This window comes from Cystobacter fuscus, from assembly GCF_044360685.1.
In the GTDB taxonomy this organism is placed as follows: Bacteria; Myxococcota; Myxococcia; order Myxococcales; family Myxococcaceae; genus Cystobacter; species Cystobacter fuscus_C.
Window position 1 is genome coordinate 6,532,337 of record NZ_CP043491.1, and the last position, 12,564, is coordinate 6,544,900.

Annotated in this window: 12 protein-coding genes; all 12 read right to left on the bottom strand. The window is 69.1% G+C overall.

Features of this window, described 5'->3' with window-relative positions; genetic code table 11:
• Positions 1 to 88: 88 nt before the first annotated feature.
• The 12 genes from F0U63_RS26685 to F0U63_RS26740 all read right to left on the bottom strand — a co-directional run bounded on the left by F0U63_RS26685 (position 89) and on the right by F0U63_RS26740 (position 12,563).
• A complete protein-coding gene (locus F0U63_RS26685; RefSeq protein ID WP_395833753.1) occupies positions 89 to 787 on the bottom strand; it encodes a glutathione S-transferase N-terminal domain-containing protein in 699 nt (232 codons plus the stop codon).
• A 41-nt stretch (positions 788 to 828) separates the two neighbouring features.
• Positions 829 to 4,170: a hypothetical protein gene (locus F0U63_RS26690; protein WP_395833755.1), complete on the bottom strand. Its 3,342-nt coding sequence runs from the start codon at positions 4,168 to 4,170 to the stop codon at positions 829 to 831.
• An 822-nt stretch (positions 4,171 to 4,992) separates the two neighbouring features.
• On the bottom strand, positions 4,993 to 5,475 hold the full coding sequence (locus F0U63_RS26695) for a hypothetical protein (RefSeq protein WP_395833757.1): 483 nt from the start codon (positions 5,473 to 5,475) through the stop codon (positions 4,993 to 4,995).
• Positions 5,476 to 5,588: 113 nt separating this feature from the next.
• The gene (locus F0U63_RS26700) at positions 5,589 to 6,554 is read right to left on the bottom strand and encodes an NAD-dependent epimerase/dehydratase family protein (RefSeq protein WP_395833759.1); all 966 of its coding nucleotides are present in this window, start codon (positions 6,552 to 6,554) and stop codon (positions 5,589 to 5,591) included.
• Positions 6,555 to 6,740: 186 nt separating this feature from the next.
• Positions 6,741 to 7,343: a TetR/AcrR family transcriptional regulator gene (locus F0U63_RS26705; protein WP_395833761.1), complete on the bottom strand. Its 603-nt coding sequence runs from the start codon at positions 7,341 to 7,343 to the stop codon at positions 6,741 to 6,743.
• Between the two features lie 10 nt (positions 7,344 to 7,353).
• Positions 7,354 to 8,124: an SDR family NAD(P)-dependent oxidoreductase gene (locus F0U63_RS26710; RefSeq protein ID WP_395833763.1), complete on the bottom strand. Its 771-nt coding sequence runs from the start codon at positions 8,122 to 8,124 to the stop codon at positions 7,354 to 7,356.
• Positions 8,121 to 8,693 carry a DUF4334 domain-containing protein gene (locus F0U63_RS26715; RefSeq protein ID WP_395833765.1) on the bottom strand — a complete coding sequence of 191 codons (573 nt, stop codon included), beginning with the start codon at positions 8,691 to 8,693 and terminating at the stop codon, positions 8,121 to 8,123. Before F0U63_RS26715 ends, F0U63_RS26710 begins: the two co-directional genes overlap by 4 nt.
• Before the next feature lie 98 nt (positions 8,694 to 8,791).
• Positions 8,792 to 10,150, bottom strand: coding sequence for a protoporphyrinogen/coproporphyrinogen oxidase (locus tag F0U63_RS26720; RefSeq protein WP_395833767.1), 1,359 nt, complete (start codon positions 10,148 to 10,150; stop codon positions 8,792 to 8,794).
• Positions 10,147 to 10,872, bottom strand: coding sequence for a glycosyltransferase family 2 protein (locus F0U63_RS26725; RefSeq protein WP_395833769.1), 726 nt, complete (start codon positions 10,870 to 10,872; stop codon positions 10,147 to 10,149). The genes F0U63_RS26720 and F0U63_RS26725 overlap by 4 nt, the downstream gene beginning before the upstream one ends.
• On the bottom strand, positions 10,869 to 11,444 hold the full coding sequence (locus F0U63_RS26730) for a hypothetical protein (RefSeq protein ID WP_395833771.1): 576 nt from the start codon (positions 11,442 to 11,444) through the stop codon (positions 10,869 to 10,871). The genes F0U63_RS26725 and F0U63_RS26730 overlap by 4 nt, the downstream gene beginning before the upstream one ends.
• 7 nt (positions 11,445 to 11,451) lie before the next feature.
• Positions 11,452 to 12,045: an FMN-binding protein gene (locus F0U63_RS26735; protein ID WP_395833773.1), complete on the bottom strand. Its 594-nt coding sequence runs from the start codon at positions 12,043 to 12,045 to the stop codon at positions 11,452 to 11,454.
• A complete protein-coding gene (locus F0U63_RS26740; protein WP_395833775.1) occupies positions 12,042 to 12,563 on the bottom strand; it encodes a hypothetical protein in 522 nt (173 codons plus the stop codon). The genes F0U63_RS26735 and F0U63_RS26740 overlap by 4 nt, the downstream gene beginning before the upstream one ends.
• Position 12,564 lies beyond the last annotated feature (1 nt).

Below are 12,564 nucleotides of genomic sequence, written 5' to 3' on the forward strand. Positions count from 1 at the left end.
GTTCGTGCGTGAGGACTTCTTCACGTCCGGCACAACGAGCCCGGATGCTCGGGCTCGATCGGTCCGTGGGGGTTCGCCGATGCGGCGTTCAACCCGGAATGGTCAGGCCTTTCTTCACCGCCGGACGTTCGACGAAGCGCTCCAGGCTGCGTCTGACGTTGGTGAAGCCGTCGAAGCCGACCAGCTCGCCCGCTGCGTAGAAGCCGATCAGGTTGCGAATCCAGGGGAAGATGGCGATGTCGGCGATGCTGTACTCCTCACCCATGATCCAGTCGCGGCCCTGCAGGCGGCGGTCGAGCACGCCGAGCAGGCGTTTGGATTCGGCGACGTAGCGATCACGTGGGCGCTTGTCCTCGTAGTCCTTGCCGGCGAACTTATGGAAGAACCCGAGCTGGCCGAACATGGGGCCGATTCCGCCCATCTGGAACATCAGCCACTGGATGGTCTCGTAGCGCGCGGCGGCATCCCGCGGGATGAAGCGGCCGCTCTTCTCGGCGAGGTAGATCAGGATCGCCCCGGACTCGAACAGCGCCAACGGCTGGCCGCCCGGGCCGTCGGGGTCGATGATCGCCGGAATCTTGTTGTTCGGGTTGAGGGAGAGGAACTCCGCCGAGAGCTGGTCGTTGGTCTCGAAGCTGACCTTGTGCGCCTCGTAGGGCAAGCCGATTTCCTCGAGCAGGATGGAAACCTTGACGCCATTGGGCGTGGGGAGCGAGTAGAGCTGAATCCACTCGGGGTGCTGCGGGGGCCATTTCTGGGTGATCGGGAAAGCAGACAGCTTGGTCATGGAGGAGTTCATCCGACGAGAGGTGAGGTGGACGCGAGGGATCAATAGCTCATCAACGCACGGACGTTCGAGCCCAGCTCGACCGAGCCGAACCCGGCGGGGACGCTCCCCTCCGGGCACACGCTGGGACATGGTCCATTCGTCACCTCGCAGAAGGTGTAACAGCCCCCGTACCAGGAGCCGTGAGTGGAGTTGTGCAGGGATGTCTCGGGATCCGCCGGGTGGCCCTCCCAGAAGGGATCCTGCGAGGCATCATGCTGGGCGACTTGGTAGGCCGAGATCCTGCCACTGCTGGTGCCGACATACACCCAGTTGCCATCGACCACGACGGACTCCCCGATGACCGTGGAGTCGAGCGGTATATTATAGGTCCAGTACCGGCTCAACCCGGCGCCTTTTGCCTGGTAGGCTGCGGTGGACGTGTCCGCGAGCCGGAGGGTGCCGCCCAGGGGCAGAGGGGTCATGGCCCCCATCGGCCAGGCGCTGTTGGAAATCCCTCCGGCATCAATGCCTTGGAAGGTGGCATAGGCGATGCGGGTGCTATCCCCGAACCAGGCCACGGCGTAGGGGTAGCGGCCCGGGCGGGTGGGCAGGCTGGCGGCGGTGCCATAGGTCCGGAACGTCTCGGTCGCGACATCCATGATGAAGACGCGATCGCAGCCGACCTGGATGTCCAGCATTTCTCCCGAGCGATTGAGGATTTGATCGAGGCACGTCGAGGCATACCGGCCGCCGACGGCGAGCCTGCTTCCATCGGGAGACAGCGCCATGGGCCCCAGTCCCGCCACGGCCCCTGGCGGTGCGAGGTATCGAAGGGTCGCCGCCGCGCTGCCATCACAGCGGGCCAGCGCGCTCGGCGTGACGACGGCGATCCCACCGGACAGGGGGGACGTCTTGCGCAAGGAGACGAAGAGCTTCGTGCCATCGGCGGTCATCACGACGTCATAGGCTCCTTCCCCCGACACCCGGCCGACCAGGACGCGATCGCAGAGCCGATGGGCGTTGAGATCGTAGGCGATGAGCTCGCCCGCGATGGGGGACGTGGCCAGGACGAGTTCCTTGCCCCCGATATTGGCGACCGTCACGCCCTGCAGATCACTGATGCCCGGGAAGGAGAGCCGGGTGATCCCGTTGTCGGCGTTGCCATCGAGATCCACCTCGGTGTCCTCCCGCACACCGACGATCTCGCCGACGCTGTTGGTGACCAGGAGCCGACCGCCGCTGGCCGCCGCGACATCACGCGGGACGGAGCCGACCGGGACGCGGGTGCCGACCGGCGACAGCCGCACGCCCGTGTCGCTGTGGCTGATACCGAGACGCTGCAGTCCGGCGCCCGTCGCCGCGACGAGCCCCTTGCAACCGCAGTAGCGCCGGGCCAGCGCGACGGGGTTCGTGCTCCCAACGGAAGCCTCATAGAGATAGGGCACGGAACGCGGGTTGGCGGCGGAGAACGCGCAGAGGGGCTCGGCCGTCTTGTCATAGTTGTCCGGGCCGGTGCCCATTCGAAGGAATGGCACCACGAATTCGGCGCAGGCGTCACAAGTGGCGTCGCGGTCGGAGCCACGGACGGAGGCGACGAGCGCGGGGAGCGCGGCGAGGTCGCTGGCGGTGAATGCGTTGCACAGTTGGGGCGCACGCGAGAGGTGAAAGGCCAGGGCCAGTGCACCCGAGGCCTTGCTCGGATCGGGTGGCGCGAGCGGTCCGGTGAGCGCCGGGTCCGCGAAAGGCGCCGGCAACTCCTCCGGGGCGCGCACACCACAACCGCGCCCCCCACCAGCCGAGTAACACCGGTTCGGCTCGACATCGACCATCTTGAACAGGCCACGGCTGGCGGTGTACGTGACGACATGACAGCCACCCAGGGAGCAGAACCAATCGTCGTATTTCAAATCGCCGGGAATCTCGAGCGAAGCCATCTCCGTGCCTTTGGCATTGGACTTGCCGAGGATATAGGCCGCCGTCCTCAGACGGCTATAGTCGTTGCGGAACATGGCTTCCACGGACTTGGGGACCTTCTCAACCATGGCGAGCTTCTTCGCGATGATGAGCTGGATGTCGAGATCCTCGTTGATACCGGTGTTGAAGGCGCGGTTCGTCACGGATAAGGCGCGGCAGGCCTCGCGATCAAAGGGCGGGGGCGACACCGTGCTCGCACCGAGAACGGGAGGACCGAACCGGTTCGGGCCCAGGTCGCCGAGCGCGGCATAGACCGCTCCGAGCGCCCCGGTGACACAAGCCAGGAGCCTGTCGGACTGTCCGCTGAGCACGCTCGTGTCGTACGGAAGTCCGGAGGAGGAGATGTTGTTGTGCGTGGTCAGCCCGCTGACCACGTCGTGCAGGTGCAGATCTCCCACCACCTGGAGCGGAGCACCGCCGCGGCTGGCCAAGACGTCCTCGTGCGGATAGCAGAGCGGATCGTGCAGGGACAATCTGCCCGCCTCGAAGAGCGCGGCATCCGAGCCATGGATGGTTCCAGCCAACGCGGCGACCATCTCGGCGACCACCAGTTTGCGCTGCCGCAGGTCGGTGTCATTCCAAGCGTGGTCCTCGACAGTGTCGCCCTTCGCGGTAATGGCGGGGAATGCGTCGACATGGGTGGAGCCCCAGCGCTCCCACATATGGCCGGCGCTCCACGAGTCCTGCAGGTAGTGCTGGGCGACCGCCTCGTAGGCCAGCGCCTCCACCTCGCACGCCCGCCAATGGGCGGCGAAGCGGGCGTCGGTGGCTTCACGGCGGGCGCTGGGCTCGGCATTCCACACCGCGGCACGGGTGGTGCGGCAGGTCGTCGCGCGGTCGAGCGCGAGCCGATGGTAGTAGTCGAACCATTGGTCGCTCTGCGGCGGGAAGTGGTTGGAATTCACCGCGCCCATATGCGTCTTGAAGACATGGCATGCCTGGGGATCATTGAGGGGCACGGGCAGATCGAGCGGACACGTCTCGTTGCCGCGCGCCCAGTCCCAGAGCGCGTAGGAGAAGTCAGGCAATTGAGCGAACTCATCGATGCTGAACGCACGAACCACCGCGCGCCGGGCCTTGCCGGGCTCCGTGGGGGCGACGGTAGGGAAGTCGCCCGTGGCACCGCGCACCACCTGGGACGTGGGGCCGGTGAGGACCGAGAGTCGCACGGTCTCGAGGACCGTCGCGGGCAGGCCCGCGCGCTTGGAAGCGACCTCGAAGAGGCCACGGTGCTCGTCGACACGGAAGTCCGGATCTCGCCAGCGCCCGCGCGCGGCCTCTATTCCCTCACAGCCGCGCTGGGTCGTCCGGAGCTTGTCGACGTCAGCGGTGGCATCCTTGTAGTTGTAGCAGATTGAATCCCAGGCCGCGGCGGGCTGAGCCCACACGGCCCCCGTGACGGCGAGAAAAACGCCCAGGCGATTCATGGGGCACCTCCCAGCAGGGAATCGACGCCGGGCATGCAGCTCGGGCTGTCATAGAGGACACGCAGGGTGGCCGTGAGCGGATCCACGCCCCCGGTGCGAAGTCCGGCATATGCCGTCCAGCAGGCCTGCGCGCAGCAGGCACCGCTCTCGGTCCAGGGCTGCGCGGTACCACAGCGCGGTGCGGATAGCATGCACGCGTCAAGCGAGCGCACGCCCGGTTCGAAGCAGTGGGTGACAACGTTCGCGCACCGGTCACGTGCCGAGATCGCATCGGGAGTCGCTCGGACCACGAGCTCGATATTCCCGCTGCGGGAGACAATGGGACGTCCCTCGGAGTCGACGGGGTAGTTTGAATAGTCTTCCGGGGGGGGCAGCGGTGGAACGCTCACGGGCGGCGGAGGAACCCATTGTCCGTTCGGCCCATCGACGCTGGCATCCGGCGTCTCCGCTCCAGCATCGGGCTCCTCGGTGGCCGCGTCCGGACTTCCTGTCCCCCCATCCACTCCCCCATCCTCGGGTGGCTCATGTGAAGACCGACAGGCAACACCTAACAAGACCATGACCAGAATCCAGATCCTTGAATTCCTCATCATGTGACTATCTTCGTGCCTGTATTTAGGCGTCAACGTTCATTACGAGACACCGTGCATTATTCAACCAATACGCGAGCCTGACATCTGGCTGCAAGTGTTTGACCACACAATTGCTACACAAACTTCCCGCTGCGCCAGCGTGGCTTCGGCCCTGCCCATGCTTGGGGGAGACAACCCGGTGGGCCGGGCGGCGTCGACCGCCCGGCATGCGCAGCCGAGGAGCGCTCGCTCAGGGCTCGCCGAATCCGCCGCGCACCCACTCGTTGGCGATGTCCCGGGTGAACTTGAAGGACACGGGCACGTGATGCTTCGCGACGGTCTCGCCCGCGTCGTCGATGGCCGAGAGCACCGCGTGGGGCTCGTACTCATCGGCCACGATCTGGAGCCGGACCTCGTACCAGCGGCCCTCCCAGGCAATGGAGAGCTTCCGGGTCAGGGCCTGGTCGCGCTGTCGCGCGGAGCGATCGAGCACCTCCGAGGCCGTCTTCACGAAGGTGGCGAACGCCGTCGCATCGAAGGGCTTGGGGTTCTTCTTGTCGCGGCCCATCACCCACGGGCTGATGAGGACGGGCTCGGAGATCCCCTGCTTGCGGATCTCCACGGCCCAGCCGTCGTCCTCCTCGTTCTTGATGACCCTGGCCGCCCAGCCGTTCTTCCTCCAGAACGTGGGCTCCATGACTTCGGACTCGGCAGGCGTGCGCGCATCGCTCATGGGCGTTCCTCTTCCCCACTGCATTCGCTAGAGAAGTATTCACAACCTGAACAAAAGTCCAGCCAGCGATTGAAGCGTCGGAGACGGGACGCGGCCATGGGAGCAGTGGCTGCTCAGCCCTCGTGGCCCCGGTACCAGGCCACGAGCCGGGCGAGCCCCTGCTCCAGGGGAATGGAGGGACGGAAGCCCGTCTCGCGCTCCAGCGCCGTCACGTCCGCGCACGTCACGTGCATCTCTCCGGGGGGCGCGGCCTGGAGCTCCACCCACGCCTTGCTGCCCAGCAGCTCCTCCAGCAGATCCACGAGCCGCGCCACCGCCACGGGCACGCCCCGGCCCACGTTCAACACGCGGTAGCGCGGCGGACCTCCCGTGGGCGGCGTGTCCAGCACCCGCATGAGCGCCTCCACCACGTCGTCCACGTAGGTGAAGTCGCGCTGGGGCTTGCCCTCGCCATGCAGCACCAGCGGGCGGCCCTCCAGCATCGCCCGCAGAAACAACATGGGCGCCATGTCCGGCCTCCCCCATGGGCCATACACCGAGAACAGCCGCAGTCCGGTGATGGGCAGGCCGTACTGGTGGCTGTAGGCGTGCGCCAGCAGTTCGTCCGCCCGCTTCGTCGCCGCGTACAGGTTCAGCGGGTGCGCCGCCGCCGCCTGCTCGGAGAAAGGCGCCGGCGTGTCCGCTCCGTACACCGAGCTCGACGAGGCGAACACCAGGTGCTCCACCCCCGTGCGCCGACACGACTCCAACACCTGGAGGAAGCCCGAGACGTTCGTCTCCGCGTAGTCCTGGGAGTCCACCGGCTCCGCCCTCACCCCCACGCGCGCCGCCAGGTGCACCACGCGCTCCGGCCGCGCCCCCGTGAAGAGCTCCCGGCAGGCCCTCGCGTCCCGGATGTCCATCCGGTGGAAGCCGAAGTTCGGCGCCGACCTCAGCCGCGACAGCCGCGTCGCCTTCAGCGTCACGTCTCCCGACACGTCCAGGTTGTCCACCCCGATGACCGTGTCACCCCGGGCCAGCAACCGCTCACAGACGTGATAACCGATGAAACCCGCGGCTCCCGTGACGAGCACCTTCATGTCCCGCTCCCTGACGACCAGATGACAGGGCTCGGACGCTGCCGTGCCCGGCCCTGTCCCCCCCCACAATGCCGACGACATACCACCGAGTCAGTCCTCGATCCTCGTTTCGAGGAAGGGTTTCTGCCGCTCCCGCCAATCCCCGCTACTCGCACCTTCCGAGACCCATCGGCCGCCTGGACACCCCTACCGACCGGACGAGACGAGTAGCGGCAGGAGTACGTCGCTCAAGAATCCGCGCATGCGCTCGGAGTCGATGCGCGCCTGCGGTCCTTCGATGATGGCGACGCCGAACAGGGCGCCGATGAGCAGGTTCGGCACGTGAGGGATCGCCGGGTGGTCGGCCGGCAGTTCGCCGCGCTCGACCGCGCGCGAGAGGATACGCTCGATGCCGGAAAGCTCGGGCATGCCGTAGCGCACGAGCGTGGTGTGCAATTCCGGGTCGCGCTGAGCGGCATCGGCGATCGTCAGGACCAGTCGCACGTTCTGGCCCGCGCGGGCGCCAAACATATCCATGAGGGCGGTGAGGTCGCCGTCGAGTGAACCGGTGTCAATGGTCTCGACGGCCAGACCGCTTTCGGCCCGTAACGCGGTGAGCACCAGGTTCGACTTATCGCCCCACTGACGGTAGAGCGTCGCTTTGCTCGTCTGTGTGCGGACCGCGATCTCGTCGATGCTCGCTCCTTGGTAACCGCGCTCCGCGATCAGCGCGATGGTGGCGCGGTACACCTCGGCACGTCGTTCCTCGCTGAACCGGCTTTTGCGGCCGGCGGGTTGTTCGGCCCTCATCGCGCGGCGCTCACACCTGATTGAGCCGATTGTTCAATGCCCAGGTGAGGGCGGGGGAGAGTCGGCGCAGAGCGTAGGCCGCGCGGGCACCGGGCAGGCAGACGTGCCGACGCCGGGCCAGGGCGCGCTCAATGTCATCGAGGACCTTGTCGGGGGTGATCATGAGCGGGGAGGACTCCTTCTGGGCGAGCGCCGCGATGGCCGCGGGCCCTCCGCTCATCTGGCCCAGCAGCGGTGTCTTGACGGCGTTCGGGGCGACAAGAAGAACATGGATGCCGTGCCCGCGCTCCTCCTGGTCGAGCGTCTCGGTGTAGCTGTTGACCGCGGCCTTGCTTGCCGAATAGGCGGCGAAGCCCTTGCTCGGAATGTAGCCCGTGATGGAGCCCAGTACGATGATCTGCCCGCTGCGGCGCTCGCGCATCGAGGGCAGCACGGCTCGGGTCATGCGCACGGTTCCGATGTAGTTGACGTCGACGACAGTGAGGAACTGCTCGATGGGGATGTCGCCGATTTCGCCGGCGGGCATGATCCCCGCCGAGTGGAACAACTGGTCAACAGGACCGAAAGCCGTTTCCGCCGTGCGGACGAGGTCGGGCGCGTAGCTGGGATCGGTGACGTCGCCGACGGCCGTGACGATGCCCCGGTCACCGGCGTACAGCCCGGTGAGCGCTGGCGTGCGGTCGGCGGCGACGACGTTCACGCCGCGCGCTCGCAGGCGTTGCACCGCGAGGGCGCCGATGCCGCTCGCGGCTCCCGTGACGATAGCGGTGCGGAGGGTCACGCGACGCTCCCAGCGGCCGAGTTGGTTTCGCGTCTCAAGACGAACATGAAGGGAGCGGCGAGGCCGCGCATATCCATGGCGCCCATGAGCGTGTCCTCGTCGACCGAACGGAACACATCGATGATCGGCAACTGATCGTAGCTCATCGCCATGGAGACGACCCCGCGGTACTCGACGGGGCGAAGACGCGCCTTGGGTGCGGTCGTGGTGAGGAGTGGACGCGCGAGACGGAACGCCGTCGCCCAACCCGACCCGAGGAACCGCTGTCCGTACCGCGCGACGAGGCCGATCGGCATGAGCCCCGGATTGACGCTGACCAGCCGACCCTGCCCGGAGCGGAAGATGAGGGGGTGCGCCTCGTCGAGGCTTTCGAAGCGCTTCCCGTGCCAACCGAAGTGCTCCAGCAGTCCGTCGAAGGGGTTGCCGGTATTGATGCCGGTCCCCTTCCACGAGCCGATCATCTGGGTGGGCGTAGCGGGGGCGAGAGAGTCGTAAACGTCCAGCGCCTCGGCCAGGGTCGTTCCGGCGGCGAGCTGGTCGAGGGTTCGCTGTGCTCTCTGCGAGGTCATGGCCATTGTCCTCAATTAACGAAACGGTTGGGTTTCGTTAATAGGACGAGTGGGCATGCGTGGCAAGGGTATGTCGTCGTGCAGGTGCCGCCATCCGGTCAGTCCTCGATCCGCGTCTCGAGGAAGGGTTTCTGCCGCGCCCGCCAGTCCCGACTGCTCGCGCCGTCCGCGAGCAGTCGGCCCAAGGCCAGACCCGCCGCGCAGGCGTGGTGCACGTTGTCGTGGATGAACAGCGCGCTCCTTCCCAGGGGATAGAGGCCCTCGACCTGGCTCAGGGCCTCGAGCGCTCGCTCCCGGGATACCGCGAAGCCCCGGCGATACAGCGGATAGGCCGCCGCCACGCGGCGCACGCGGCTGTCGAGCACCTCGACTCCCCCGAGGCCCGTGCGCTCCAACGCGGGCCGCACCCGCCGCGTCAGCTCCTCGGGCGAGGCGCTCCACAACTCGTCCCCCACCGCGCACGGCAGATCGAACCCCACCACCGTGCGCCCCGGAGGACCCTGCCCGGAGAAGTTGCGCGGCTCGAAGAGGCGATTGGCCGGGAGCCGTCCGTCCGCGAAGTAGTGCACGTCCCGCTCGCTGCCCCGCTCCGTCGCGAGCAGCAGGTACAACAGCGTCAGCGCCCGGTAGTCCAGGCCCTCGGCGGCCTCGGGCCGGCCCACCCAACCGCACAGCCGTGGCAGGGGCACCGTCGCCACCACCGCCCGGGCCGGCACCTCCCGCCCCGCCACCACCACCGCCCGCACCCGCCCGCGCTCCAGCACCAGGCCCTCGGCCTCCGCGCCACACCGCACCTCGCCTCCCGCCTGGCGGATGTGCTCCGCGAGGCCCTCGGCCAGCGCCCCCACCCCGGCCTCCGGGTAGAAGTAGCGCCGCCCCGCCGAGGCCCCTCCCCGCCCGAGCGCCGCGCGCAACACCTCCAGCGGGCCGCCCTTCCCCACCCGTGCCCGGCCGAGCGCCTCGTCCAACGCCTCGGGCTCCAGGCCCCACACCTTGCGCGCCGCGGGCTCGTACAGCACCCGCGCCGCATGCCGTCCCAGCCGCCGCGCCGCCTCCGCGCCGAAGTGCTGGCCCTCGGGTGGCCTCAGCCGCGCCATCACCGCCGACACCCCATGCCGCGCCACCTCGGCGAGCCCCAACCCCCGCGCGATACCGAGCAGGGACAAGGGATAGGGCAGGCGCTTGTCGCCCACGTGCACGAGGCCCCGGCGCGCCCGCACCCGCAGCGCCCCACCGAGCGCCAGCCGGTAGAGCGCCAGCACCTCGGGGGCCGCCGCCTGGTGCAGCCGGTGCGGGCCGTAGTCCACCTGGAAGCCCGCGAAGTCGAACGAGCCCGAGAGCCCCCCCACCCGCTCCTCGGCCTCCAGCACCACCACGCGCTCCCCGGCCCGGACGAGCGCATGCGCCGCGGACAGCCCCGCCGGGCCCGCGCCGATGACGACCGTGGGCGCGCTCACCCCGTGCCTCGCACCGGGGGCAGTTCCAGGGCCGCGAGCACCCTCGGGGCCCGGCCCTCCCGAAGCCAGCCGATGCCTCGCGCCACGGTGCGGCCCATGCGCCACGTGTCGCGCACGGGCCTCCACTTCGAGCGGCCCACGCGCGCCCGGTAGGCGATGGGTTGGAAGACGATGGGATCTCCCGCCGCCGCCAGCGCCAGCGTCAGCGTGGTGGTGAGCGAGAAGCGATCCGGCAACACCGGCGCGAGCGCCAGCAGATCCGCCGTGCGCAGCACCCGCAGGCCCGAGTTCAAGTCCGGCGCCGCGAAGCCGCCCCCCCACCGCACCGCGCCCCGGAAGAGCGCCTTCACCACCGAGCGCGCCAGCGACTCCCCGGGGCCGAAGCCCGGCCTCGCGCCGATGGCCTGCCGGGCGCCCGCGCGCACCGCCGCCACCAGCCCGGGCAACGCCGCCTCCGGGTACGTCCCATCCGCGTCGATGAGCGCCAGCCACGTGCCTCGCGCCTGGGCGGCCCCGGCCTTGATCGCCGCGCCGTACCCGATTCCGCCCACCGTCAGCACCCGCGCCCCCGCCTCCCGCGCCGCCTCGCCCGTGCCGTCGCGCGAGCCATCGTCCACGACGAGCACCTCATGCGCCTCGTGCGCGAGCGCCTCGCGCACCCGCCGCACCACGCCCGCGACGGCGTGCACCTCGTCGCGCGCGGGGATGACGACGCTGATCATTCCCCGTCCGCCTCCACGGGCAGGGGCCGCCACATCTCCCACAACGGCCAGAGCAGCATGGGCAGCCAGCCCAACGCCGCGCCCACCACCGACACGGGCATGAGCGCGCCCCACCCCGGCCCGCCGAAGCGCACGAGCAGCGGCGCCAGCAGGTGCACGAACGTCGCCGCCGAGGAGAAGGCGATGACGCCCACCTTGAGCCGCACCGACAACGACGTGAGCATGAACAGGTGCCCCACGATGAGCAGCACCACGGGCACCGTGAACAGGTGGAAGTGGAACGTCTCCATCACCTGGCGCGCCGGCTTCTCCAGCCGCAGGGGCTCGGGGGCCGAGGCCTCGTCGGGCAGCTCCAGCGCGGGGCCTCCGGCTTCGTCCGCCACGGGCGCGGGCGCGGCGCCACCCCGGTAGTACTCCGCGGCGCTCCGGGCCGACAGCGCCCCGAACGAGTCCGCGTAGAGCCACACCGAGGAGGCCAGCCCCAGCACCAGGAACAGCAGGAAGCCGCTGTAGAGGACTCGCGCCTCGAGCGACAGGCGGGTGATGGGAAAAGGCCGGGCGAACTGGCGCACGAGCGGGCTACCCCTTGGTGTTCTGGGATGCGTTCGGTTTGAGCACGAGCTCGTCCAGGAGGATGAGCGCGCGGCGCACGCCGACGGCCATGGAGCGCGAGGAGATGGTCGCCCCCGTCACCACGTCGATGTCCGTCCCCGCGCGCACCGGATCCTTCACCGTCTTGCCCTGGAACTGGCGGCGGAAGCGCGCGTCGGAGATCTCCTGCCCGTAGGCCTCGCGGTACACCATCACCTCGTGGCGCTCGACGGTGCCCTCGGGCGACAGCTTCACGGCGAAGGTGATCTGCTCGTGCTGGCCGAGCTCCTCGTCGATGAGAGCGTAGCCGTCCACGTGCTCGCCCGTGGTGGCCACGAAGAAGACGTACTCGGGCTTCGCCGGCTTGTAGCCGAGCCGCGCCTGCAATGCCGCCAGCTCCGCGGCACCGAGCTTCACCTTGCGGTAGGTGACGCGCTGGCTCTGGGGGAAGAACTCCTTGAGAACCTGCGGCGTGGTGAAGTACGTCGCCGCCGCGCGCGCGGGCAGCGCCGCCACTCCACCCAGGAACACCATCCACGCCAACACGAAGTGCTTCACGGCTCCTCCCCTTAGCATGCTCATGGCAGCTCCCGGACCGACTGGATGACGGCCTGCCGGACGTGCGAGCGCCAATTCGTCCGCGACTGATAGAGCCGCTCCGCGGTGGCCGTCCTCCGCTCCTGGCTCGTCCACACCTGCCCCGTGGGGCCGACCATGCGCGACTCGAGCGCCACCTCCACCTGGCCGAGCGGCTGGAGCGCGGAGAGATCCAACCGCGTGAGCACGAGCACCACCGTGGCGTCCGCCTGGCGCTCGCGCGCGAGCCGCGCCGCCTCCTCCACCGTGGGCGCCTGCCCCACGACGGTCTCCACCCCCAGCACCGAGAAGCCCCGCGCCCGCAGGGCCTCGGCCGCCTCCCGGGCCACGACGTCGCGCGGCTCCTCGCCGCCGAACACGTCGGCCACCACCCCGCGCGGCGCGGGCCGGGGCACCGTCGAGGCTCCCACCACCACCACGCGCGACGGGGCGCCCACGGGCCGGGGCGGCGTGGCACACGCGGCGGTGAGCAGGAGCGCGGTGAGCAATGGGAAGAAGCGCATG